The following is a 23586-nucleotide window of genomic DNA, read 5'->3' as shown; positions in this document are numbered from 1 at the left end:
CATCAAACGTTTTCGAGGCGCACGGAAGGTCACACGGAGGCCTGCCATGACAGATATCCACGCGCGGCGCCAGGCTTTCCGCGCCCTCCACCAAGAGGGTTGCTTCGCCCTTCCGAACCCCTGGGACGTGGGTACCACGCGCTACCTGCAGCACCTCGGCTTCGCGGCCATCGCCACCACCTCGGCCGGGTACGCGTTCTCCCGCGGCTTGGCGGACGGCAGCGTGGGCCGCGACGAGATGCTCGCCCACATCAAGGAGCTGGTGGACGCCACGGACCTTCCCGTGAACGCCGATTTCGAGAACGGCTATGCGGATGCCCCCGAGGACGTCGCCGCCAATGTCCGCCTCTGCGTCCGCACGGGGGCAGCCGGGCTCTCGATCGAGGATGCCGGAGGCCGGCGGGACAACTCGATCTACGAGCTGCCGCTCGCCGTGGAGCGGCTTCAGGCGGCGCGCGAGGCCATCGGGGACAGCGGCGTGCTGCTGGTGGGCCGCGCCGAGGGTTTCTGGGTCGGCCGCGAAACCTTCGACCAGGTGCTGAACCGCCTTCAGGCCTATGCCGAGGCGGGCGCCGACTGCCTCTATGCGCCCGGCCTGCGCGAGCCGGAGCACATCCGCGCCGTGGTGGAGGCCGTGGCCCCCAAGCCCGTGAACCTGCTCCTGGCCGGGCCGGCAGGGCTGACCGGGGGCGTGGGTCTGACCATGGCCGATGCCGCGGCATTGGGCGTGCGGCGTGTCAGCGTCGGCGGCGCCCTCGCGCGCGCCGCGTGGGGCGGCTTCATCCGGGCTGCGGCCGAGCTGGCCACCCACGGACGGTTCGACGGCTTCTCGGGGGCCGCCCCGCATGCGGACTTGCAAAAATTCTTCGCAGCGGCCGGCGACTGAGCGGCCGCTGCGAAGAGGCAGGGTCAGCGTTTATCCGAGGCTGACGTTGATCTTCCGGGGCCTCACCTCGGGCCGCTTGGGCACCATGAGGGTGAGGACGCCGTTGCGGAGCTCGGCCACCACCTTCTCGCCCTCCACATCCTCCGGAAGGGTGAAGGTGCGGCTGAAGCGGCCCTGGCTTCGCTCGGACAGGTGGCTGCGCTCGCCGTCCTTCAGGGCCTCCTCCTCGCGCTTGCCGGCGACGGTGAGGCGGGTGCCTTCCAGGCTGATCTCAAGGTCGGCCTCGGCGATGCCGGGCAGGTCGGCCTTGAACTGGTAGGCGTCCGGCGTCTCCCGGACGTCGAAGCTGGGCATGAAGGCGGCCGCGGGGGCACTCAGGTCGTAGTCCCGGAGCGGGTCCCAGCGCATGAAGTCCCGCATGAGGCGGAAGGGTTCGAGGCTGGCCGCGGTGGCCGGCAGGGTCTGGGGGGCGCGGGTGCGAAGGATGGTCATGAGGTCCTCCTGTGAATGTGGATCCGTCCACCTGTGGGCCCGGGACACGAGCCATGATGTCGAACCCGAATAAAATCTTAGTGTGTATCCATCATGTGTCAAGCCATGAATTCAAGAATGTCATAATTGCTTGATTCCATGGGGTTGACCTGTCCATCAGAGTGGGTAGATTGGGTTCCGCCCGGAGGTCCCATGCGTCGGAGCGTCCTCATCCTCGGTCTGTTGTCCGCGGGTTTGCTCGTGGGCTGGTGCGGCCACGCCCTCACGCCCAGCCCGGCCGGACCCCGCCCCGTGGAGTCCCGGGGGGCCCTCTACGAGTGGGAGCGGATCCAGGCCCAGCGGTTCAAGGAGGCGGCGCCCAGCGTGGTCTACATCACCACCACCGAGGAGCGGGCCCGGGACTTCTTCGGGCTGGACGTGGTGGAGGTTCCGGCGGGTTCCGGCACGGGCTTCATCTGGGACGCCCAGGGCCATGTCGTGACGAACTTCCATGTGATCCAGGGCGCCACCCACGCCTTCATCACCCTGGCGGACGGCAGCCACCACGAGGCCACCTACGTGGGCGGAGCCCCGGACAAGGACCTGGCTGTGCTCCAGATGACGAAGACGCCGCCCAAACTGCGGGCCATCCCGCTCGGCACCAGCGCCGACCTCCAGGTGGGCCAGTCCGTGCTGGCCATCGGCAATCCCTTCGGCCTGGACCAGACGCTGACCACCGGCGTGGTGTCCGCCCTGGGCCGGGAGATCCAGAGCGTCACCCGGCGGCGCATCTCAGGCGTGATCCAGACGGATGCCGCCATCAATCCCGGCAACAGCGGCGGTCCCCTGCTGGACAGCGCGGGGCGGCTCGTGGGCGTGAACACCGCCATCCAGAGCCCCAGCGGCGCCAGCGCCGGCATCGGCTTCGCCGTGCCCGTGGACACCGTGAACCGCGTGGTGCCCCAGCTCATCGCCCGGGGCAGGCTGGAGCGGCCGGAGCTGGGCTTCGAGCCCGTGGCCCCGCGCCTGGTGGAGCGCGCCTTCGGCCCCCAGAAGGGCGTGATGGTGGGGAAGGTCTACCGGGGCGGGCCCGCAGCCCGGGCGGGCCTCCAGGGCGTGAGCACCGAAGGCCGCCGCGTCTTCCCCGGCGACCTCATCCAGGCCGTGAACGGCCGCGCCGTCGAGGACTGGGACAGCCTGCTGGACCTGGTGGAGGCCCTGCCCATCGGCGGCAGCGCCGACCTGGACGTCGAGCGCGGGGGCCGCAAGCAGCGGGTGCGCATCCGGCTGGAGGCGGCGCGGGAGTAGCCGTCCGGTCCAGGAAAGGACTCCACGAAGGACAGGAAGAATATAGGAAAGGGCACGAAGGAATCGCTTCGCGCCCTTGGTTTTCCCTTCGTGTCCTTCGTGGAGATCTTTTTGGCCTCGGAATCCGTCTCCGGTCTCAGCCCTGGATCCACACGGGCTCGAGCCCCAGCAGCTTCTCCACGGCCTCGCGGCCGCGGGGGCCGGGATCCACGGTGAAGTCGTTCACCCAGGCGTTCACGTAGCGGCCGATCATCTCGCGGTCCATGCCGCGGCCGAAGGACTGGCTGTAGTCCACGCTCTCCCAGTGGCGGGCCCGGGCCATCTCCACGCTCTTCCGCATGAGCACGGCGAAGCGCTGCTTCAGGTCGGCCGGCAGGTCGCGGCGGATGGCGTTGCCGCCCATGGGCAGGGGCAGGTCGTAGGCGTGCTTCCACCAGGCGCCCAGGTCGACCACCAGGCGCAGGCCCGCATCGTGGTACATGAGCTGGCTCTCGTGGATGAGCAGGCCCGCCTGGTAGCGGCCCTCGGCCACGGCCTGGAGGATCTGATCGAAGGGCACCAGCTCGACCTTGGGCTCGAAGCCGTGCTCCGCGCACCACTTGCGCATGGCCAGGTAAGCGCTGGTGCGCCGGCCCGGGATGGCGATGGTGAGGCCCTTGAGGGCGTTCACATCCAGGGGCGCGCCGCTCACCACCAAGGGGCCCGTGCCCTCCTGGATGCTGGAGCCCGCGGTGAGCAGGTCGTAGCGGCCCAGGAGCTCCGGGTAGACGCCGAAGCTTATGGCCGTGACGTCGTAGCGCCCCTCCAGGGCCTCGGCGTTCAGGGTCTCGATGTCCTTGCGGATGAAGGTGATCTCGAAGTCCTCCGGGTCCAGCCAGCCCAGGGCCAGGGGGGCCATCATGTAGGCGTCGTCGGAATCCGGGCTGTGGGCAATGGTGAACTTCATGTCAGACCTCCCATCCAGTTCAGCATAGATCCGGGCGCGAATTGCCACGGACCCCCGGGGCCTTGACGACCACGCCCCTGGAACCGAGACTCCTATGATCTGGGCGGCCCGTGGTCGGATGGTATGTGGCACGAACAGTTAATCAACGACAGGCCTTGATTTAGGCCACGCTCGCAACCCTTTTCCCCTACTGATCTGGAGGCTCAGAGCATTCGTCCACCCACTGCCCCTCAGTGAAGCCGAGAGATGGGAAAGGAGGCCAGGATGAAGAACAGGGTGTCGAAGTGGAGTGTGCTGGCACTCGGACTCGCCGCGCTCACCGCCTGCGTGGTCGCGACCGGGCCAAGGGGCGGCGTGGAAGTGGTCCCGGTCCTGCCCGCGGTGGTCGAGCTGGATGTGGAGCCGTATTACACCTACGAGGGGTACGTCTATTTCTATTCCGGGGACCGGTGGCTCTACTCGACCTCGAGGAACGGCCCCTGGACGGAACTCCCCAGGTCCCACTGGCCCCGCGAGACCCGGCGCCGCGGATGGGAGCGGCGGCGGTGAACTCCGCGCCACCCCGGGCATGTGAGCGGGCGGTTCAGCCGATGGTCTCCGGATCCTTCGGCGCCAGCTTGCCCTTGACCCGCTCCACGGCCTTGGCCGCCAGGGCGTAGCGGGGGTTCTCCTCCAGAGCCTTGCGGAAGTGCTCCAGGGCCTTGTCCAGCTGGCCCTTGGCCTCGTACACGCGGCCCAGGTTGAAGTGCGGGAAGCAGTAGCTCTCGTAGCGCTTGGCCTTGAGGGCCATGCGCAGCCAGGGGATGGCCTCGTCGGGCTCGCCCTGCTCCACGTAGTAGGCGCCGATGTCGTTGTAGGGGTTCCCGAACTCCGGGTCCAGGTCGATGGCCCGGTGGCAGTCCTCGATGGCGGAGGCGTAGTCCTTCTCGAAGGAGCGGGCCCAGCCGCGGAAGGTGTAGGCCTCGGCCGTGGGGCAGATCTCGATGGACTTGGTGTAGAGGCCGATGGCCTTCTCCACTTCGCCCTTCATGTGGAGCTGGTAGGCCTTGCCCACCCACTCCATGGCCTCCTGCCGCTTGTCCTGGCGTTCCTGCTCATCGCTCATGGGCCGCCCTCGCGGGCCTCAGGATAAAACCTTCAGCCCCCCGGGGCCAGCTATCCTAAGGATCATGGCCAACGATCTGCCCGGTTCCTATTGCCAGAACTGCCTGACCTGGAACCCCGGGGACCGGGAGACTTGCGTGAAGTGCGGCACGCGGCTCCTCATCCTGGCCGGGGACCAGACCTGGGAGGACGAGCCGGAGGAGGCCGACGGCGAGGATCTGGAGGAGCACCTCCTGGAGCGCATCACCGGCCTGGAGGAGACCCTCCGCCGCGTGGAGACCTACCTGGAGACCGTGTCCGACCAGCTGGGCAAGCTGGAGCGCAGCGAGGTGATGCTGCGCAACGGCCTCATGGCCCTGGTGCAGGAGATGGAGCAGAAGCGCCAGTTGGACGCCCACGCTTTTTCCGAGCGCTGGGAGCAGCTGGTGGAGGAGAACCTGCACCTCATCAGCGCCCGGGAGCTGTTCACCCGCTACCGCGCCCGCATCCTGCCCATCGCCCGGCCCAAGTCCATGTCCCAGCTCAAGCGGGCCCTGCTGGAGACCACGGCCCTGCTGGAGGCGGCGGACCTGCCCGGCGCCGCCCAGCGCCTGGGCCAGGCCCTGCCCCTGGATCCCAGGAACTACGAGCTGATCTTCACCGCCGCCTCCCTCCACGAGGCGGCCCAGAACTTCGAGGAGGCCGAGAGCCTCGTCCGCAAGACCGTCAGCCTGAGCCCCCGCCACTTCGAGGCCTGGATGCTGCTGGCCAAGCTGCTCCAGGAGCTGCCGGACCAGGTGGACCAGGCCATCGAGGCCCTGCACCAGGCTTCGGACCTGCACCCCGAGGATCCCGAGCCCCGCATGCTGCTGGCGGAGCTGCTGCTGGACGAGGAGGACCTGCAGGGCGCCCTGGAGGCGGCCCAGGAGGCCGTGGCCCGCCGGAAGGACGGCGAGACCCTGCTGCTGCTGGGCCAGGTCCACCTGGCCCGGGGGGAGAGCGCCCAGGCCGTGCCCGCCCTCAAGGAGGCCAGCGGCTACCTGCCCGGCGACCTCCACGTGCGCGAGTCCCTGGCCGAGGCCTACCTCCAGCAGGGAGACCGCTCCAAGGCCTTCGCCATCCTCCAGGAGCTGCTCCTGCAGAACCCCGGGGATCCCCACCTCCTGCTCATGGTGGACGCCGAGGACCACCCCCAGCTCCGGGAGGCACGGGACGGCAAGGCCGGCACCCAGGTCCTGCTGGACGAGGCCGAGGCCCTGCTGGACGAGAACCAGCTGGACTCCGCCGCCCTCCTGCTCAAGCGCGCCCGGCGCAAGGGGAGGAGCCAGCGCTCCGAGTGGCTGGACCTGCGCCTGGCCTTCCTCCAGAACCCCGAGAAGACTCTGAAGGCCGCCCTGGACTTCGCCTGCTCGGACCGCCATCCGCGCCTCTGCTTCCTGGCCCTGCGCCTGGCCCTCGAGCACCTCATGGCCCAGAAGCGCGAGCCCGAGATCGCCCGGGCCCTGGATGCCTTCCTCACGCGGCATCCCAAGAGCACCGGCGCCTGGGAGGCGGCCCTCATGCGCGAGGCCTACCGCCTCATGAACGGCCTGGCCACGGAACAGGACCTCATCGAGGTCCGCCGCCTCCACACCCACCCCCTGCCGGGCATGGAGCCCCGGGCCCGCACCCTGCTGGGCCAGTACCTGCTGGCCCTCAAGCGCCACCAGGAGGTGCTGGACCTGCTGGACCCCCTCATCGAGAAGGAACCCACCCTCATCAACCACTTCCAGCTGGGGGCCGCCCTGGCGGGCCTGGGGGAGCAGGAGGAGGCCCGGGCCCTGCTGCGGTCCGGCTTGGACGCAGAGCCCGGCGACCTCAACGACACCCAGGCCAAGGGTGTGAAGAACCAGATCCGCGGCCTCCTGAAGGAGTTGGACGCGCCCGCCGGCCCCTGAACCGACCCTGACCAGGCCGTGACCGGGCGCACACGGTATTAAGTTGACAATTTTAGTCGAGATTCCAGAATGGAAGACTCGGGAGGCGGGGATGAGCACCACCTTGAATGTGGTCACCAGCCAGGCATACAAGTACGGCTTCGTGACGGACATCGAGGCGGATAGCGTCGCGCCCGGCCTCAGCGAGGACGTCATCCGCTTCATCTCGGCCAAGAAGGGCGAACCCGACTGGCTGCTGGAGTTCCGCCTCAAGGCCTACCGGCACTGGCTGACCATGGCCGAGCCCGAGTGGGCCAAGGTCGAGTATCCGAAGCCCGACTTCCAGAAGATCGTCTACTACAGCGCCCCCAAGCCCAAGAAGCCCCAATACGCCTCCCTGGATGAGGTGGATCCCGAGCTCAGGCGCACCTTCGAGAAGCTGGGTGTGCCCATCCACGAGCAGGAGGCCCTGGCCGGCGTGGCCGTGGACGTGGTCTTCGACTCCGTGAGTGTGACGACGACTTACCGCGAGAAGCTGGCCGCCGTCGGCATCATCTTCTGCAGCTTCAGCGAGGCCGTGAAGTCCCACCCGGACCTGGTCAAGAAGTACCTCGGCAGCGTGGTGCCCTCCTCCGACAACTTCTACGCCGCGCTGAACAGCGCCGTGTTCACGGACGGCAGCTTCGTGTTCATCCCGAAAGGCGTGGCCTGCCCCATGGACCTGAGCACCTACTTCCGCATCAACAACAAGGAGTCGGGCCAGTTCGAGCGCACGCTGATCATCGCCGAGGAGGGCGCCAGCGTGAGCTACCTGGAGGGCTGCACCGCGCCCCAGTTCGACACCAACCAGCTGCACGCCGCCGTGGTGGAGCTGGTGGCCCTGGACGACGCCTCCATCAAGTACAGCACCGTGCAGAACTGGTACGCCGGCGACAAAGACGGCAAGGGCGGCATCTTCAACTTCGTGACCAAGCGCGGCCTCTGCAAGGGCAAGCGGTCCCACATCAGCTGGACCCAGGTGGAGACCGGCAGCGCCATCACCTGGAAGTACCCCAGCTGCGTGCTGCTGGGCGACGACAGCATCGGCGAGTTCTACAGCGTCGCCCTCACCAACCACAAGCAGCAGGCCGACACCGGCACGAAGATGATCCACATCGGCCGCAACACCAAGAGCACCATCGTCAGCAAGGGCATCAGCGCCGGCGACAGCTCCAACAGCTACCGCGGCCTGGTGAAGGTGCAGCCCAAAGCCGAGGGCGCCCGCAACTTCAGCCAGTGCGATTCCATGCTCATCGGCCAGAGCAGCAGCGCCAGCACCTTCCCCTACATCGAGGTGCAGAACCGCAGCGCCCGGGTGGAGCACGAGGCCACCACCAGCAAGATCGGCGAGGAGCAGCTGCTCTACTTCCAGCAGCGCGGCATCCCCGCCGAGGAAGCCATCAGCATGATCATCAACGGCTTCTGCAAGGACGTCTTCCGCGAGCTCCCCATGGAATTCGCCGTCGAAGCCACCAAGCTGCTCTCCCTCAAGCTCGAGGGGAGCGTGGGATGAAGATGGAACCGCGAATGACGCGAATGGGCGCGAATAAAAACCCCCGACCCTATTCGCGGACATTCGCGCCATTCGCGCCATTCGCGGTTGATATTTTGTTGTTGGAGTTTTAGATGCTTTCCATCAAGAACCTGACCGCCTCGATCAACGGCACGCCGGTGCTGAAGGGGATCGACTTGGAGATAAAGGCGGGGGAGATCCACGCCATCATGGGCCCCAACGGCTCGGGCAAGTCCACGCTGGGCAAGGTGCTGGTGGGCCATCCCGCCTACGAGGTGACGGGCGGCGAGGTGCTCTACGAGGGGCGGAACCTCTTCGAGATGGCCGCGGATGAGCGGGCCCGCGCCGGCCTCTTCATGGGCTTCCAGCACCCCATCGAGGTGCCGGGCGTGAGCAATGCAGCCTTCCTGCGCCTGGCCTACAACAAGAAGGCCGAGGCCGATGGCCGCGACGAGCTGGACCCCCTCGAGTTCGACGACTTCATCCACGAGAAGATCAAGCTCGTGGCCATGCGCGAGGAGTTCCTCGACCGCAGCCTCAACGAGGGCTTCAGCGGCGGCGAGAAGAAGCGCAACGAGATCCTCCAGATGGCCGTGCTGGAGCCCAAGCTCGCCATCCTGGACGAGCTGGACAGCGGCCTCGACATCGACGCCCTCCGCGTGCTGGGCGAGGCCGTCAACCGGCTCCAGCGCCCAGACCGGGCCCTGCTGATCATCACCCACTTCCCCCGCATCCTGGAGACCATCCAGCCCCAGTTCGTGCACGTGCTCTCCGGCGGCCGCATCCTCAAGAGCGCCGGCAAGGAGCTGGCCACGGAACTGGAGGACCGCGGCTACGACTGGGTGCTGGAAGAGGCCGCCGCCGGGGGCGCCCGATGACCTCAGCCCTGGCCGGTTCCAACCTGCTCGCCGACCTGCTCAATGGGCCGCGACCCGCCGAGTGGGCCCCGCTGCGCGAGGCGGCAGAGCAGCGGCTGGCGGGCCGGGAGCTGCCCACGACCTCCGACGAGGACTGGAAGTACACGGACCTCAAGCTTCTGGCCGGCGGCTTCAGCCCCGCCCCTGAGGCTACCGTGGACGTCGCCGGCCACCTGCTCCCCGAGATGGTGGGCACGCGCCAGGTCTTCGTGAACGGTCGCCACGCCCCCCACGCCAGCTGCGCCTCCGCCGTCCCCGCCGGGGTGCGCTACTTCCCCATGTCCCACGCCAGCGAGGCCTGCCACACCCTCGGCAGCGTCGGCAACGGCACGGCGAAGGGGCTCTTCGAGGATCTGAACACCGCCCGCTTCCAGGACGGCGCCGTGATCCTGGTGCCCAAGAACCTCAAGGTGGCCCTGCCCCTGCACCTGCTCTTCATCACGAAGGCCGAATCCCCCGTGGCCGTGTTCCCCCGGGTCCTGGTGGTACTGGAGCGCGGCGCGGAGCTGGAGCTGGTGGAGGAGCACCACGGCGAGGGCGCCTACCTGAGCTGCCCCGTGGTGGAGATCCGCGTGGCCGAAGGCGCCATCCTGCGCCACGAGCGCGTGCAGCGGGAGAGCCCCGAGGCCTTCCACCTCACCTCCCTCAAGGCCGAGGTCGGCCGGGGCGGCCAGTACCACTCCCGCACCCTCAGCTTCGGCGCCCGCCTCTCCCGGCAGGAGCCCCGCGTGCGGCTGGCCGAGGGCGCCGACGCCACCCTGGACGGCCTGGCCCTGCTGGACGGCGCCCAGGTGGCCGACACCCACAGCTTCCTGCACCACGCTGAGCCCGGCGCCACCAGCCACCAGCTGCACAAGTGCATCGTGGACGGGAAGGCGCGGGCCGTCTTCAACGGCCAGATCCTCGTGGCCAAGGGCGCCCAGGGCACGGACGCCCAGCAGCAGAGCCGCAACCTGCTGCTGTCCGAAGCCGCCCGGGTGGATACCAAACCCCAGCTGGAGATCTACGCCGACGACGTCAAGTGCAGCCACGGCGCCACCGTGGGCCAGCTGGACCCTGAGGAGCTGTTCTACCTCCAGAGCCGGGGCATGAACGCCGACGACGCGCGCAACCTCCTCACCTACGGCTTCGCGGCGGACGTGCTCACCCACATCCCCGTGGCCAGCCTGCGCCGGAGCCTCCGCCAGCTCGTCATGGCCCGCACCCAGGCAGGTTCCCTGGGAGAACTGTCATGAGCCCCACCGTGAACGCCACCGCCCAGCCCCTCGACGTCGCCGCCATCCGCCGGGACTTCCCCCTGCTCTCCCGGATCCTGCACGGCAAGCCCGTGGTCTACCTCGACAGCGCCGTGAGCGGCCAGATGCCCCTCCGGACCATCGAGCGCATGGCGAAGTACGAGCGGGACGAGCACACCAACGTCCACCGCGGCGTGAGCACCCTCAGCCAGGAGGCCACGGACGCCTACGAGGCCGCGCGGGAGAAGGTGCGCAAGTTCATCGGCGCCGCCTCCATCAAGGAGATCGTCTGGACCCGCGGCACCACGGAGTCCATCAACCTGGTGGCCCAGACCTTCGGCCGCATGAAGGTGGGGGCGGGCGACGAGATCCTCCTGTCCGCCATGGAGCACCACGCCGACATCGTGCCCTGGCAGATGCTGGCGGAGGAGAAGGGCGCCACCCTCAAGGTCATCCCCCTGACCGATGACGGCGAGCTGATCCTGGACTCGCTCGACGAGCTGATCACGGACCGCACGCGGATCGTGGGCGTGGTGCACGTCAGCAACGTGCTGGGCACCATCAACCCCGTGAAGGAGATCATCGCCAGGGCCCACGCCAAGGGCGTCCCCGTGCTGGTGGATGGCGCCCAGGCCGTGCCCCACCTCAAGGTGGACGTGAAGGACCTCGACGCCGACTTCTACGTGTTCAGCGGCCACAAGCTCTCAGGCCCCACGGGCATCGGCGTCCTCTACGGCAAGCTGGCCCACCTGGACGCCATGCCCCCCTGGCACGGCGGCGGCAACATGATCCGCTCCGTCAGCTGGGAGAAGACCACGTACATCGCCGCGCCCGGGAAGTTCGAGGCCGGCACCCCGCCCATCGCCGCCGCCATCGGCCTGGGCGAATCCATCGACTACCTCGAGGCCCTGGGCCTGGACCGCATCGCCGCCCACGAGCACGAGCTGCTGGCCTACGCCACGGAAAAGCTCTCCGCCATCCCCGGCCTGCGCATCCTCGGCCAGGCGAAGGACAAGGCCAGCGTCCTCTCCTTCGTGGTGGACGGCATCCACGCCCACGACATGGGCAGCCTGCTGGACGGCGAGGGCGTTGTGGTCCGGGCCGGCCACCACTGCGCCCAGCCCATCATGACCCGCTTCGGCGTCCCCGCCACCACCCGCGCCTCCTTCGCCTACTTCAACACCCGCGAAGACGTGGATGTGCTGGTGTCGGCCGTGCTGAAGGCCATCGAGATCTTCAAATGAAAAGGATCTCCACGAAGGGCACGAAGATGAATCAAGGGCACAAAGGAAAGACAGTCGATTACCGAGATGCCCTTCGTGTCCTGTCCTTTCCCTTCGTGACCTTCGTGGATGTCCTTTATACGTCTGGATCTGCCCAATGACCGACCCCCGCGAGCTGTACCAGCAGGTGATCCTGGAGCACAACAAGAAGCCCCGGAACTTCGGGAAGCTGGAGCCCTGCACGCACCATGCGGAGGGCTACAACCCCCTCTGCGGCGACCAGCTGGACCTGACGATGGTGATCGAGGACGGGGTGGTGAAGGACATCAAGTTCCATGGCAGCGGCTGCGCCATCGACGTCTCCAGCGCCAGCCTCATGACCGGGGCCGTGAAGGGGAAGACCGTGGCCGAGGCCGAGGCCATGTCCGAGCAGTTCCGCGGCATGGTGCGCGGCGAGCTGGACCCCGCCACCCAGGCGCCCCTGCTGGGCAAGCTCACGCTGTTCAGCGGCGTGAAGGACCTGCCCAGCCGCGTGAAGTGCGCCGTCCTCCCCTGGGCCACCCTCCACGCCGCGCTCAAGGGCGAGGCGGAAGCGAGCACTGAATGAAATTCACCACGAAGACCACCAAGACCACGAAGAATGACCGCAATTCTTCCTTGGTCCTTTCTGGTTTTCTTCGTGGTCTTCCCGTCTTCGTGGTGAGAGTCCTTAATGCCTAAAATCGCTGAAATCGAGTACACGCCGAACCCCAACGCCGTGAAGTTCGTGCTGAAGGAGCCGGTGGCCCTGGGCTTTCCCAAGTCGTTCCCCAACGTGGAGACGGCCCAGGAGGACGAGCTGGCCAAGGGCCTCTTCGCCGTGGGGAACGTCACCTCGGTCTTCATGCAGGACAAGTTCCTGACCGTCACCAAGACCGACGACAAGGGCTGGCCCGAGATGCTGCCCCTGCTGGCCGCCCCCATCCGGGCCGCGGCGGGTGCCGGCGGTGGGCAGGCCCCCCCGCCGGGGGCGCCGAGGGTCTTCAGCAAGGTCGATGACGCCAACGATCCGATGCTCAGGGACATCCGCATGGTGCTGGAGAGCGCCATCCTGCCGGCCCTGGCCGCGGACGGCGGCGGCCTGGAGCTCATCGGCCGCCACGAGAAGCAGGTCATGATCCGCTACATGGGCGCCTGCGGCTCCTGCCCGGCCAGCCTCACGGGCACCCTGGTCGCCATCGAGGGCATGCTCCAGAAGGAAGTGGATCCGGAGATCGTGGTCATCAGCGTGTGATCCCCCAGCAGGGCCCCAAAGCTAGGGAAAGACTCTTAACCGCAGAGGACGCAGAGCGCGCAGAGGGGGGTCTGGCAAGGGTTCCGGGGATGTCCCTCGCCCGGGCCAGCTTCGACGTCAGGACCAAACCCAGGCCGAACCAACCGCCCTCTTTATCTCCGCGCCCTCTGTGTCCTCTGCGGTTGAACATCTTTTCCAGCCAACGCCCCCGGGCAGGCCTTCCGGATATTTCATGGTTTCCAAAGGTTTTCTGGGCTAATCTAGGCGTTCTGCCGGACTTCGTGTGCCGGGATTCCAGCGCACCGCCAGAGAGCGGGCGCAACCAAACGAGGTGGACTTCATGTCCAAGCTAGAAGCAATTCTGAAGGGCCAGGCCCCCAAGCACATGGGCCGGATCACGGTACTTGATCCGGGCTATGTCGAGGACGACAGCGCCGATGGGCAGGAGTTCCTGGCCGCGCTGCAGGGCGAGACCCGCGGCCTCCGCGAGGAGGAAGTGGTCCGTGGCGTCGTCGTGGAGATCCGCGGCAAGGACGTCATCGTCGACATCGGCTACAAGGGGTCGGGCACCGTCAACCTTGACGAGTTCAACAACCCCGACGGCACCCAGGGCGTCCAGGTGGGCGACGTGGTGGAAGTGCTGCTCGAGATGCTGGAGGACGCCCACGGCAACGTGCGCCTCAGCCGCGAGCGCGCCGAGAAGATGAAGATCTGGGACGAGGTCGAGAAGGCTTTCCGTTCCAACATGACCGTGCACGGCACCGTGCTGGAGAAGGTCAAGGGCGGCCTGGCGGTGGACATCGGCATCCGCGCCTTCCTGCCCGGCAGCCAGGTGGACATGAAGCCCGTCCGCAACCTGGATCCCTACCTCGGCAAGTCCTTCGACATGAAGGTCATCAAGGTCAACCGCCGCCGGGGCAACATCGTCCTGTCCCGCAAGCTGTTCCTCGAGACCATCAATGCGAGCCTGAAGGAAGAGACCCTGGCGGGCCTCGAGGAAGGCAAGCTGGTCGAGGGCACCATCAAGAACATCACGGAGTACGGCGCCTTCGTCGACCTCGGCGGTGTGGACGGCCTGCTGCACATCACCGACATGTCCTGGGGCCGGCTCAATCACCCCAGCGAGATGTTCCAGGTGGGCGACAAGGTCGAAGTGGCCGTGCTCAAGTACGACAAGGACACCGAGCGCGTCAGCCTCGGCTACAAGCAGAAGTTCCCGGATCCCTGGCTCTCCGTCGAGGAGCGCTACCCGATCCAGGCCACGGTCAAGGGCAAGGTCGTCTCGATCACCGACTACGGCGCATTCGTGGAGCTGGAGCCCGGCATCGAAGGCCTGGTGCACGTCTCCGAGATGAGCTGGACCAAGAAGGTCAAGTCCGCCAAGGGCATGGTCAACCTGGGCGACCAGGTCGAGGCCCTGATCCTGCAGGTGGACAGCGAGAACCGCCGCATCAGCCTCGGCATGAAGCAGATCACCCCGAACCCCTGGATGGCCATCGCCGAGAAGTACCAGCCCGGCATGATCGTCACGGGCACCGTGCGCAACATCACGGAGTTCGGCGCCTTCGTCGAGCTGGAGGAGGGCATCGACGGCCTCATCCACGTCTCCGACTTCAGCTGGACCAAGAAGATCAAGCACCCCGGCGAGATCGTGAAGAAGGGCGACAGCGTCACCGCCAAGGTCCTCAACCTGGACCCCCTGGCCCAGCGCATGAGCCTCGGCGTGAAGCAGATGGAGCCCAACGTCTGGGAGATCTTCTTCGAGGGTCACCACGTGGGCGACGTCCTCACCGGCAAGATCGCCCGCCTGACCGACTTCGGCGCCTTCGTCGACCTCGGCGACGGCATCGAGGGCCTGGTCCATGTCTCCGAGCTGAGCCGCAAGCGGGTGGAGGACATCCAGAAGGAGTTCTCCGCCGGGCAGGAGCTCACCATGAAGATCGTGAAGCTCGATCCCACCGAGCGCCGCATCGGCCTCTCCGTCAAGCAGCTGGAGCAGGATCAGGAGCGCGGCGACATGGAAGCCGCCAAGGCCCGCCAGCCCGAGTTCAAAAAGGCCACCCTGGCCGACGCCTTCAACAAGGCCGAGCGCGAGTAGCGTCCCTTCCACCCACCACGATGAGGCCCCCGCAAGGGGGCTTCGTCGTGGTGGGATGCGATACTCGGAAGCCCCCTCCGGCTTCCACGGACGTCCATGCGCTTCCTCCACACCTCCGACTGGCACCTCGGCAAGACCCTCTGCAACGCGAACCTCCTGGAGGACCAGGCCCACGCCCTGGATCAGGTGGCGGCCATGGCGAAGGAGACCCGCGCCGAGGCCCTGGTGGTGGCGGGGGACCTCTACGACCGCGCGGTGCCGCCCAAGGAGGCCGTGGCCCTGCTGGACGACGCCCTCGACCGCCTCGTGCGGGGCCTGGGCGTGCCCGTGCTCCTCATCGCGGGCAACCACGACAGCCCCGAGCGCCTGGGCTTCGCCTCCGGCTTCCTCGGGGCCCAGGGCCTCCATGTGGCGGGCACCCTGGAGGCGGCGGTGCCGGTCCTCATCGGCTCCGCCGCCTTCCACCTCCTGCCTTATGCAGACCCGGTCATGGCCCGCCATGCCCTCCAGGACGAGGGCATCCGCACCCACCAGGACGCCCTGGCGGCCCAGCTGGCCCGGGCCCGCGCCGCCCACCCGGAGGGCCGCCGCTTCGTGGCCGTGGCGCACGCCTTCGTGGCCGGGGGCGAAGGCTCGGACTCGGAGCTGGGCCTGGCCGTGGGCGGCACCGGCGAGGTGGACGCGGCCCTCTTCAGGGACTGCGACTACGCGGCCCTGGGCCACCTCCACCGGCCCCAGGCGGCCGGATATCCCCACGTGCGCTACGCCGGCAGCCTGCTCAAGTACAGCGCCTCCGAGGCCGCCCACACCAAGGCCCTGACCCTGGTGGAGCTGCCGGAGCATGGCCCCGCCCACACCGAGTCCCTGCCCCTCACGCCCCGTCGCGACCTGCGGCGCCTGCGCGGCCGCTTCGATGACCTCATGCGCGGCCCCGTGGGAAACCCCGACGACTACCTGTTCCTGGACCTGCTGGACGAGGGGCCCGTGCTGGATGCCATGGCCCGCCTGCGCCAAGTCTACCCGAACATCCTCGGCATCGTGCCCGCCCCGCCCCCGGTGCCCGCCCAGGAGGTGGCTCGGACCGCCGATCGCGACCTGGATCCCGCGGCCCTCTTCGAGGCCTTCTTCCAGGACACCGCCGGGCGCGGGATGGACGAGGAAGAGCTGGCCCTCTTCCGCGAAGTGGCCGGGAAGCTGCTCGCCGGGGAGGCGGAATGAAGCCCCTGCGCCTCAGCCTGGAAGCCTTCGGCCCCTACGCGGGAAGGCAGGACCTCGACTTCGCGGACCTGGGCGACCAGTCCTTCTTCCTCATCCACGGCCCCACGGGCGCGGGCAAGACCAGCATCCTCGACGGCATCAGCTATGCCCTCTACGGCCAGACCAGCGGCGGCCAGCGGGAGACCCGCGACCTGCGCAGCCACTTCGCCGCCGCGGCCACCCCCACCCGCGTGACCTTCGACTTCGCCCTGGGCGGGAAGGCCTACCGGGTGGAGCGCACGCCGGAGCAGCAGGTGCCGAAGGTGCGCGGCGGCGGCACGAAGAAGCAGCTCTACGCGGCCCACCTGTGGGAACTGCGGGACGGCGCCGAGGTGCCCCTGGCCACGGAGAAGCCCACGGTGGTGGATGCGGCGGTGGCCGACCTGCTGGGTTTCCGGGCCAGCCAGTTCCGGCAGGTGGTCCTGCTGCCCCAGGGCCGCTTCCAGGAGTTCATGCTGGCGGGCTCCGCCGAGCGCCAGGCCATCCTCCAGACCCTCTTCCAGACCGGCCGCTACGCCGCCCTCGCCGAGGCCCTGGCGGAGCGCGAGAAGGTCCTGCGGGAGGCCCTCCTCGCGGCCCAGGCCGAGGAACGCCAGCTCCTCGCCCAGGCCGGCGTGGCCGCGGCCCAGGACCTGCCGGAGCGCCTGGAAGCCGCGGCCCTGTGCGTGAAGGAACGGATGCACGAGCAGACGGAGGCCCGGCTCGCCTTCGACCGAGCGGAGGCCGTCCTGCGCGAGGGGAAGCACCTGGAGGAGGCCCTCGCCCGGGTCCGGCTGCTGGAACAGGAGGAGGCCCACCTGGCGGAAGCAGCCGCGGCGCGAACCCAGGCCCTCGCGCAGGCCGAAGCCGCCCTGGCCCACACAGAAGCCCAGGAGCCGCGCCGGGAGGAACTCCGCCGCGCCATCGCCCGCCTGAAGGAGCTGGACCCCAAGCTGGCCGATCTCCAGCAGGCCCGGCAGGAGGCCGGGGAAGCGGCCCGGGAGGCCCGGCGCCTCCAGGTCTCGGCTGCGAAAGATGTCCAGGACCGCGACGCCGCCGGTCAGGAGGCCGAGCGCCAAAAGGCCCGGCTCCACGGCCTGCAGACCGAGGCCTCTCAAAAGCAGGGCCGGGAAGGCCTGCTCCGCCTGGCCCAGCAGAAGCGGACCCAGCGGGAGCAGCTCTCCCGGGCGGAACAGGAGGTCCAGCAGGCCCGCACCGCCCATGACGCCGCCCAGGCTGAGCTGGAGGCCGCCGAGGAGGCGGTCCAGGGAGCCCGCGGCCGCCTCCGGGACCTCCAGGCGCAGCTGCTGACGGCCCAGGCAACCCACCTCGCCCGGACCCTGAAACCCGGTGAGCCCTGCCCCGTTTGCGGCAGTGAAGCGCATCCCCATCCCGCCGAAGCCTCGGCGGACCTGCCGGATGAGACGGCGATCCGGAAAGCCCAAGCAGACCAGGACCATGCCGAATTGGCGCAGGCCCGGACCCAGAAGACCGCCGCCACCTGTACCTCGGCCCTGGAAACCGCCCGCCGCCTCCGACAGGGCCTCATCGACCAGCTGGGCGGGGAGGCCGGGCTCGATCCCGGCTCCCTGGCCGCCGAGGAGACGCACTGCCACGAGGCCTGGGAACGAAGCCGCCAAGCCGAGGCCGAGCTGCCCCGGATCGGGAAGATCCTGGCCGAGGCCGAAGAGGCCCAGAAGCAGGCGGAGGCCCAGCTCGCCGCCACCACCCGACGGCAATCGGAGGTCGCGCTCCTGGAGGCTGGAGCCCAAGCCCGGATGAAGGTCCATGAAGCGGCCCTGCCCGAGGACCTGCGCGTCCCCGGAGCCCTCGCCGCCCAGCGGCGGGAGACGGAAGGCGAGCTGGTCCGGTCCGAAGCCGGGCTGAAGGCCGCCCGCGAGACCCGGAAGGCGGCCCAGGAGGCGGCCGTCCAGGCCGAGGCCACCTTGAGATCCCATGGTGCCCGCCTGGAGGACGCCCGGGCGGAGATCCGGAAAGCGGGCCTCGAGTTCACGGCGGCCCTGGCCGCGGCCGGGGTCGAGCCTCCGCCCGAAGCCGCTCCTGCCCCCGACCTGCCCGCCCTCCAGGCCGCCCGGAACCAGGCCCAGGCTCGCTTCTCCCAGACCGGCGAGGCCCTGGGCCGGGCCCAGTCCGAGCAGGCCGCCCTCCAGCGCCTGGAGGCCTCCCTCGCGGAGCTCGAGGCGCGGCAGGGCACGGAGGAGCGCCGCCACCGTGCGGCGGCCAGTCTGGCCCGGGTGGCCCGAGGCGAGGAGGGGACGCGTGTCTCCTTCGAGCGCTACGTCCAGGGCGCCCTCCTGGACGAGGTGCTGGTTTCGGCCTCGGAGCGCCTGCGCCGCATGAGCAAACAGCGCTATGCCCTGCGGCGGGCCACCGGCGGCGGCGACCTGCGGCGGGCCGGGGGCCTGGAACTGGAGATCACGGACGCCCACACCGGCCGCGCCCGGGCCGTGAGCTCGCTCTCGGGCGGCGAGGGCTTCCAGGCCAGCCTGGCCCTGGCCCTGGGCCTCTCGGACGTGGTGCAGCGCCATGCCGGGGGCATCCGGCTGGACACGGTCTTCATCGACGAAGGCTTCGGCAGCCTCGATGCCGAGGCCCTGGACCTGGCCCTCCGCACCCTGGAGGAGCTGAACCAGGGCGGTCGCCTGGTGGGCCTCATCAGCCACCTGGACGACGTGAAGGCCCGCATCTCCGCCCGCCTGGAGGTGACGCCGGGCCCCGGCGGCAGCCACGCGCGCTTCCGAGTCGACTAGGGGCCTACCTCACATGGCGTGGTATGCTCCCGGAACCCCCCGGAGTGCCCATGCTGCGTCCCCTCGCGCCCTTCCTGTGCCTGGCTCTCGCCGCCCAGCCGACGCCCTACCAGAAGGCACCCCGGGCCATCGAGCGGGTGCTGGACGCGCCAGGCACGCCTGCCCTGCTGGCCAGCCCCGCGGGGGACCGGTTCCTGCTGGCCGAGTTCGAGCGCCATCCTCCGATTGGGGCCCTGGCCCAGCCCATGGCGCGGCTGGCGGGCCTGCGGCTGAACCCCCGCACCCGCGGCCCCCACCATCCGCCGCGGCTGAAGGCCCTGGCCCTCCAGGACGTGAAGGGCGGCCCGGCCCGGCCCATCCTCCTGCCCGCCGGCGTGGCCCTGGGCCAGCCGCGCTGGTCGCCCGACGGCCGGCGCTTCGTGATGACCGGAGCCGGCGCCCGGGCCACCGAGCTGTGGGTGGGCGAGGCCGCCACCGGGAAGGTCCACCGCGTTCCGGGCCTGGACCTCAATGCCGTGCTGGGCCAGCCCCTCGACTGGCTGCCGGATGGCACCCTGCTCGCCAAGGCCGTGCCCGCAAACCAGGGCCCCATGCCCATGGCGCCGGAGGTGCCCACCGGCCCCCGCATCCAGGAGACCGAGGGCAAGGCCGCTCCCGCGCCCACCTACCAGGACCTCCTCCAGAACGCCTTCGACGAGACCCTGTTCGAATTCCTGGGCCAGTCCCAGCTGGTGCGCGTGGACCTCGCCACCGGGGCGCTGAAGCCCCTCGGCAAGCCCGGCCTCTACGCGGACATCCAGCCTTCGCCCGACGGGAAGCTGATCCTGGTGGCCCGCCTCCGGCGTCCCTTCTCCTACCTGGTGCCGGCCTTCCAGTTCCCCGTCCGCGACGAGGTCTGGGATCGCACCGGCAAGCTCGTCCATACCGCGGCGGACCTGCCGCTGGCCGAAGGCATCCCCATGGAGGGTGTGCGCACGGGCCCCCGGTCCCTGCACTGGCGGCCCACGGAACCCGCCACCCTCGCCTGGGTCGAGGCCCTGGACGGCGGCGACCCCAAACAGAAGGCCGAGTTCCGGGACCGCGTGCTGACGCAGGCCGCGCCCTTCCAGGCGGCGCCCGCCGAACTGATCCGCCTCAAGGCCCGCCTCGTGGGCCTCGAGTGGGGCGAGCGCGGCGATCTGGCCGTGGTGCGCGAGTACGAACGGGACCGCCGCTGGACCCGCACCTGGCTGGTGGATCCCGCGAAGCCCGCGGAGGCCCGCCTCGCCTTCGACCTGAGCAGCAACGACCGCTACCGGCACCCCGGCTCCTTCCTCGCCCGCACCCTGCCCAGCGGCCAGACGGCCCTGCGGCAGGAGGGGAACAGCCTCTTCCTCACCGGCGCCGGTGCCACGCCCTCGGGCGACCGGCCCTTCCTGGACCGCTTCGATCCCGCTTCGCTGAAGACGGAACGCCTCTTCCGCTGCGGCGAGGGCGTCTACGAGTCGCCAACGGCGCTCCTTCCGGATGGCCGCTTCATCACCCGGCGCGAGAGCCCCACGGAAGCGCCGAACTACTTCCTGCACGGCTCCGCCCCGAACGCCCCCACGGTGGCGCGCACGACCTTCACGGACCCCCTGCCCGAACTCCGGAAGATCCAGAAGAAGCTCGTGAAGTACACGCGGCCCGATGGCGTGGCCCTCAGCTTCACCCTCTATCTGCCGCCCGACTATCAGGCCGGCGAGCGCCGCCCGGCGGTGGTCTGGGCCTACCCGCTGGAGTTCACGGACGCCGGCACCGCGGGCCAGGTGAGCGGCTCCGCCAACCGCTTCACCACCATCAACGGCATGTCCCACCTGTTCTTCCTCCTGTCGGGCTACGTGGTGCTGGACAGTGCCACCATGCCGGTGGTGGGCGACCCCAAGACCGTGAACGACACCTACCTCGAGCAGGTGGTCGCCAGCGCCAAGGCCGCCATCGACAAGGCCGACGAGCTGGGCGTCATCGATCCCAAGCGCGTGGGCGTGGGCGGCCACAGCTACGGCGCCTTCATGACCGCCAACCTGCTGGCCCACTCCACCCTCTTCAAGGCCGGCATCGCCCGCAGCGGCGCCTACAACCGCACGCTGACGCCCTTCGGCTTCCAGAGCGAGCGCCGCACGCTGTGGGAGGCCCCCGAGATGTACCTGAAGATCTCGCCCTTCATGGCCGCCGACCACTTCCACGCGCCCATCCTGCTCATCCACGGCGAGGCGGACAACAACCAGGGCACCTTCCCCATCCAGAGCGAGCGCCTCTACGCCGCCCTCAAGGGCAACGGCCAGACCGCCCGCAACGTCACCCTGCCCCTGGAGAGCCACGGCTACCTCGCCCGCGAGTCCGTGGAGCACACCCTGTGGGAGATGCTCCACTGGTTCGACAGGCACCTGAAGTAGGGCGGAATCATCCCTCGATCAATCATTCGCAAATCAAAGGATCGGTCTCAGGTTCAACAGGGCCGTCACCGTGGAGATGGGCATGCATCCCGTCATCGCGAGCAACGCAGCGGTCCAGTGGGGCAACCGTCTCACGGCCGCTCCACGTTCGTCGGAAGGAGCATGGACGCCAGCTATTTCACGGCCCAAATCCCCGAGGCGAGAGGAGTACTGTCCTCCGCCTTCCCACCCTGGCCCCAACTGCGGGTGATCCTCATGATGAAGGGGTTCGTCTCGCTGGACATCCAGCCGGGATCGTCGACGATGACGTACACGCGCCGTGTCTCGTCGGTGGGGTTCGTGTAAGTCGTTTCGGGATTGCCGGTCGGAATGAGGTTCTGGAGCATGCCCTTTTCCTGCTCACCCTGCCGATTGACCATGATCAGGCGGAACCAGGCTTTATTGGAGTGATGGAGGCTGATCCGGATGTTTTCCCGGGACGGCACACGGAAGCCGTAGGCCTTCCATCCGGCGGGAAAGTCCGCAATCCCTGTGAACTCAGCCAAGTCGTCGCCCACTGGATGCACGGCTATGGATCCGCGCCGGGCCATGGTCTGGATTTCCGCCATGAGATCCCTGCTACGCCAGTATTTTTCTGTCGGTACCTCCAGGCGTCGAGGCAGGGGAGCCGGCTCGATGATGAGCCTGCTGGTCCGCCCTGCCAGGACTCCGTCTCCCTTCCCTGGCGCCGGTGGGGTCGGAGATGTGCCGGGATCGCTGGACAGCCTCACCGGCCCCGGCCGGTTCGTGCGGCTGGATGACTCCGAAGATCCCTGGACCCTGGGAGTCCCCGTGGGGCGCGCGGGAGCGGGACGCTCCGCGGGAGCTGGGGGAGTCGTACGTTCAGCCCGGGGATGATCCACGGAAGGCGAAGAACGCTCAGGTCGTTCAGAACGCGTCCGCTCCTGGGCCAATCCCAGACTGAGGGCGGACAGGCCCAGCAGGAGGCTTCCCACCCATCGCGGTAGGGAGGAGGGGATGGTACGTCGGGCGATCATGGGCAGTCCTCACTGGGTGTGGTTGAAACGGTGGTTGATGCTGCTTGGAATGTGGACCCGCCCAGTCCCAGGTCCATCCGCCGATAGTCCTGATTCCCGGGATCCGGACTTAAGTCGGAGGTTCCCCCCGCCCTGGGCTGAACTCGGAGGGGAGAGAACGCATAGGTGGGCTATGCTTGCCGCATGTTTCCCACGATGGTCCTGACGTTCCTGATCGCCCTGGCCACGGGATTCATGTCCCTGGCCCTCGTGTCGCGACGCTCCCACCACCACTACTCACCTGTGGCCGATGCCCTCGTCCCGCCCCTGCTGTTCTACAACCTGTGGATCCTCCTGAGGCTGACCTATCGCTTCCTGGAGGCAAGCATGCTCGGGGAACCCTCACCCGCGATGGGGCGCGGAGTGATCCTCGCCCTCTCCTGCCTCTCGGTGGCCCTGGCCATCCACTTGGGTTCGTCCTACCTGGCCTTCATCCTCCGCACCACCCGGCCGGCCTTTTCGCCGAAATCGTTGCGCTCGACCTGGAGGGCGGCTTCCCTTCTGTCAGCAGGCGCGGCAGCGATCTACCTGGCCCTCTTCGCGATGGACCAGGAGCCCCTGATCCGGCTGCTGAACCGCATCCTCGTCAGCCTGACCTTCTTGACGATGGCCCTCCTCAGCCTCTGGTTCATCCTCGGCACCCACCCGGTCCAGGAAAGAGCCGCCTGGCGGAATATCCGGCTCCTCGGGGCCGCCTATTCCGTCATCTTCCTCACCCTGACCCTCTTCATCGGGTGGTACCGGTACTCGGCCGCAGTCCATCCGTACACCTATGTCACCATCACCGTCGCGTTCGGAGTGGTCTACAACCTCGTGACGGTGTCCTGGATCCACTTTTTCGACCCGATCCTCCACGCCCCGGAAGCTCCCATGAAGGAAGCCACGCCCATGAAACTCGCCGGTGATCCACTGGCGGGGGCCTATGGGATCTCGAAGCGGGAGGGGGAAGTCATCCAGCTCGTCTGCCGCGGCCTCACCAACCAGGAGATCGCGGACGCGCTCTTCATCTCCCTGAAAACAGTGAAAGACCACAACTACCGGATCTTCCAGAAGACGGGCGTCCGAAACCGGGTGGAACTCGTCCAGTTGGTTCAGAAGCTGACGGCGGAAGAGGACCGGAGTTCAGCCTCCGGAACCCCTTCCCCGGCATCAGCCCTGTAGACGAAAAAGGGCGCGGTCGC

General features: G+C 68.6%; 19 protein-coding genes. 15 read left to right on the top strand and 4 right to left on the bottom strand.

Features of this window, described 5'->3' with window-relative positions; genetic code table 11:
• The first annotated feature begins 46 nt into the window (after positions 1-46).
• Entirely contained in the window at positions 47-886 is an 840-nt protein-coding gene (locus G398_RS0101465; protein ID WP_026852267.1) for an isocitrate lyase/PEP mutase family protein, read from the top strand.
• A gap of 30 nt (positions 887-916) precedes the next feature.
• On the opposite strand, the gene G398_RS0101460 is transcribed toward G398_RS0101465, so the two are convergent.
• Positions 917-1378, bottom strand: a complete 462-nt coding sequence (locus G398_RS0101460; RefSeq protein ID WP_026852266.1) for an Hsp20/alpha crystallin family protein — start codon at positions 1376-1378, stop codon at positions 917-919.
• A gap of 192 nt (positions 1379-1570) precedes the next feature.
• On the opposite strand from G398_RS0101460, the gene G398_RS0101455 reads away from it, so the two are divergent.
• Positions 1571-2665 carry a S1C family serine protease gene (locus G398_RS0101455; protein WP_026852265.1) on the top strand — a complete coding sequence of 365 codons (1095 nt, stop codon included), beginning with the start codon at positions 1571-1573 and terminating at the stop codon, positions 2663-2665.
• Positions 2666-2801: 136 nt separating this feature from the next.
• On the opposite strand, the gene G398_RS0101450 is transcribed toward G398_RS0101455, so the two are convergent.
• Positions 2802-3611 carry an MqnA/MqnD/SBP family protein gene (locus G398_RS0101450; RefSeq protein ID WP_026852264.1) on the bottom strand — a complete coding sequence of 270 codons (810 nt, stop codon included), beginning with the start codon at positions 3609-3611 and terminating at the stop codon, positions 2802-2804.
• Positions 3612-3875: 264 nt separating this feature from the next.
• Between G398_RS0101450 and G398_RS15390 the strand changes: the two genes are divergently transcribed.
• Positions 3876-4160, top strand: coding sequence for a hypothetical protein (locus G398_RS15390; RefSeq protein WP_052571113.1), 285 nt, complete (start codon positions 3876-3878; stop codon positions 4158-4160).
• 34 nt (positions 4161-4194) lie between these two features.
• On the opposite strand, the gene G398_RS0101440 is transcribed toward G398_RS15390, so the two are convergent.
• Positions 4195-4716 (bottom strand): tetratricopeptide repeat protein, encoded by a 522-nt coding sequence (locus tag G398_RS0101440; RefSeq protein WP_026852263.1) that lies wholly within the window; start codon positions 4714-4716, stop codon positions 4195-4197.
• 64 nt (positions 4717-4780) lie between these two features.
• Here G398_RS0101440 and G398_RS0101435 point away from each other — a divergent pair, with 64 nt between their 5' ends.
• The 11 genes from G398_RS0101435 to G398_RS0101385 all read left to right on the top strand — a co-directional run bounded on the left by G398_RS0101435 (position 4781) and on the right by G398_RS0101385 (position 21329).
• Complete coding sequence (locus G398_RS0101435) at positions 4781-6631, top strand: tetratricopeptide repeat protein (RefSeq protein WP_026852262.1); 1851 nt, start codon at positions 4781-4783, stop codon at positions 6629-6631.
• A 91-nt stretch (positions 6632-6722) separates the two neighbouring features.
• Positions 6723-8162: a Fe-S cluster assembly protein SufB gene (sufB, locus tag G398_RS0101430; protein ID WP_026852261.1), complete on the top strand. Its 1440-nt coding sequence runs from the start codon at positions 6723-6725 to the stop codon at positions 8160-8162.
• A gap of 113 nt (positions 8163-8275) precedes the next feature.
• Positions 8276-9040: a Fe-S cluster assembly ATPase SufC gene (gene sufC / locus G398_RS0101425; RefSeq protein WP_026852260.1), complete on the top strand. Its 765-nt coding sequence runs from the start codon at positions 8276-8278 to the stop codon at positions 9038-9040.
• The gene (sufD, locus tag G398_RS0101420) at positions 9037-10314 is read left to right on the top strand and encodes a Fe-S cluster assembly protein SufD (RefSeq protein WP_026852259.1); all 1278 of its coding nucleotides are present in this window, start codon (positions 9037-9039) and stop codon (positions 10312-10314) included. The genes sufC and sufD overlap by 4 nt, the downstream gene beginning before the upstream one ends.
• Positions 10311-11558, top strand: a complete 1248-nt coding sequence (locus tag G398_RS0101415; protein ID WP_052571111.1) for a cysteine desulfurase — start codon at positions 10311-10313, stop codon at positions 11556-11558. Before sufD ends, G398_RS0101415 begins: the two co-directional genes overlap by 4 nt.
• Before the next feature lie 136 nt (positions 11559-11694).
• The gene (sufU, locus tag G398_RS0101410) at positions 11695-12144 is read left to right on the top strand and encodes a Fe-S cluster assembly sulfur transfer protein SufU (protein ID WP_026852257.1); all 450 of its coding nucleotides are present in this window, start codon (positions 11695-11697) and stop codon (positions 12142-12144) included.
• 105 nt (positions 12145-12249) lie between these two features.
• A complete protein-coding gene (locus tag G398_RS0101405; protein WP_026852256.1) occupies positions 12250-12810 on the top strand; it encodes a NifU family protein in 561 nt (186 codons plus the stop codon).
• A gap of 340 nt (positions 12811-13150) precedes the next feature.
• Entirely contained in the window at positions 13151-14908 is a 1758-nt protein-coding gene (locus G398_RS0101400) for a 30S ribosomal protein S1 (RefSeq protein ID WP_052571107.1), read from the top strand.
• Between the two features lie 96 nt (positions 14909-15004).
• Complete coding sequence (locus G398_RS0101395; RefSeq protein WP_026852254.1) at positions 15005-16126, top strand: exonuclease SbcCD subunit D; 1122 nt, start codon at positions 15005-15007, stop codon at positions 16124-16126.
• Positions 16123-18915: an AAA family ATPase gene (locus G398_RS21790; protein ID WP_026852253.1), complete on the top strand. Its 2793-nt coding sequence runs from the start codon at positions 16123-16125 to the stop codon at positions 18913-18915. The genes G398_RS0101395 and G398_RS21790 overlap by 4 nt, the downstream gene beginning before the upstream one ends.
• A gap of 50 nt (positions 18916-18965) precedes the next feature.
• Positions 18966-21329, top strand: a complete 2364-nt coding sequence (locus G398_RS0101385) for a prolyl oligopeptidase family serine peptidase (RefSeq protein WP_052571104.1) — start codon at positions 18966-18968, stop codon at positions 21327-21329.
• Between the two features lie 173 nt (positions 21330-21502).
• On the opposite strand, the gene G398_RS0101380 is transcribed toward G398_RS0101385, so the two are convergent.
• Complete coding sequence (locus G398_RS0101380) at positions 21503-21937, bottom strand: hypothetical protein (protein WP_026852251.1); 435 nt, start codon at positions 21935-21937, stop codon at positions 21503-21505.
• Positions 21938-22549: 612 nt separating this feature from the next.
• Here G398_RS0101380 and G398_RS19075 point away from each other — a divergent pair.
• Entirely contained in the window at positions 22550-23566 is a 1017-nt protein-coding gene (locus G398_RS19075) for a response regulator transcription factor (protein WP_052571102.1), read from the top strand.
• Positions 23567-23586 lie beyond the last annotated feature (20 nt).

This window comes from Geothrix fermentans DSM 14018, assembly GCF_000428885.1.
Classification (GTDB): Bacteria; Acidobacteriota; Holophagae; order Holophagales; family Holophagaceae; genus Geothrix; species Geothrix fermentans.
Note: the sequence above shows the minus strand (reverse complement) of the source record. Positions and strands in the feature narration are given on the sequence as shown.

What these genes read in the sequence shown, in the direction of transcription:
- G398_RS0101450 (WP_026852264.1), bottom strand. Translation starts at nt 3,611, where the DNA reads ATGAAGTTCACCATTGCCCACAGCCCGGATTCCGACGACGCCTACATG.
- G398_RS0101385 (WP_052571104.1), top strand. Translation starts at nt 18,966, where the DNA reads ATGCTGCGTCCCCTCGCGCCCTTCCTGTGCCTGGCTCTCGCCGCCCAG.
- sufD (WP_026852259.1), top strand. Translation starts at nt 9,037, where the DNA reads ATGACCTCAGCCCTGGCCGGTTCCAACCTGCTCGCCGACCTGCTCAAT.
- sufU (WP_026852257.1), top strand. Translation starts at nt 11,695, where the DNA reads ATGACCGACCCCCGCGAGCTGTACCAGCAGGTGATCCTGGAGCACAAC.
- sufB (WP_026852261.1), top strand. Translation starts at nt 6,723, where the DNA reads ATGAGCACCACCTTGAATGTGGTCACCAGCCAGGCATACAAGTACGGC.
- G398_RS0101460 (WP_026852266.1), bottom strand. Translation starts at nt 1,378, where the DNA reads ATGACCATCCTTCGCACCCGCGCCCCCCAGACCCTGCCGGCCACCGCG.
- G398_RS21790 (WP_026852253.1), top strand. Translation starts at nt 16,123, where the DNA reads ATGAAGCCCCTGCGCCTCAGCCTGGAAGCCTTCGGCCCCTACGCGGGA.
- G398_RS0101415 (WP_052571111.1), top strand. Translation starts at nt 10,311, where the DNA reads ATGAGCCCCACCGTGAACGCCACCGCCCAGCCCCTCGACGTCGCCGCC.
- G398_RS0101455 (WP_026852265.1), top strand. Translation starts at nt 1,571, where the DNA reads ATGCGTCGGAGCGTCCTCATCCTCGGTCTGTTGTCCGCGGGTTTGCTC.
- G398_RS0101400 (WP_052571107.1), top strand. Translation starts at nt 13,151, where the DNA reads ATGTCCAAGCTAGAAGCAATTCTGAAGGGCCAGGCCCCCAAGCACATG.
- G398_RS19075 (WP_052571102.1), top strand. Translation starts at nt 22,550, where the DNA reads ATGTTTCCCACGATGGTCCTGACGTTCCTGATCGCCCTGGCCACGGGA.
- G398_RS0101440 (WP_026852263.1), bottom strand. Translation starts at nt 4,716, where the DNA reads ATGAGCGATGAGCAGGAACGCCAGGACAAGCGGCAGGAGGCCATGGAG.
- G398_RS0101405 (WP_026852256.1), top strand. Translation starts at nt 12,250, where the DNA reads ATGCCTAAAATCGCTGAAATCGAGTACACGCCGAACCCCAACGCCGTG.
- G398_RS0101465 (WP_026852267.1), top strand. Translation starts at nt 47, where the DNA reads ATGACAGATATCCACGCGCGGCGCCAGGCTTTCCGCGCCCTCCACCAA.
- G398_RS0101435 (WP_026852262.1), top strand. Translation starts at nt 4,781, where the DNA reads ATGGCCAACGATCTGCCCGGTTCCTATTGCCAGAACTGCCTGACCTGG.
- G398_RS15390 (WP_052571113.1), top strand. Translation starts at nt 3,876, where the DNA reads ATGAAGAACAGGGTGTCGAAGTGGAGTGTGCTGGCACTCGGACTCGCC.
- G398_RS0101395 (WP_026852254.1), top strand. Translation starts at nt 15,005, where the DNA reads ATGCGCTTCCTCCACACCTCCGACTGGCACCTCGGCAAGACCCTCTGC.
- sufC (WP_026852260.1), top strand. Translation starts at nt 8,276, where the DNA reads ATGCTTTCCATCAAGAACCTGACCGCCTCGATCAACGGCACGCCGGTG.
- G398_RS0101380 (WP_026852251.1), bottom strand. Translation starts at nt 21,937, where the DNA reads ATGGCGGAAATCCAGACCATGGCCCGGCGCGGATCCATAGCCGTGCAT.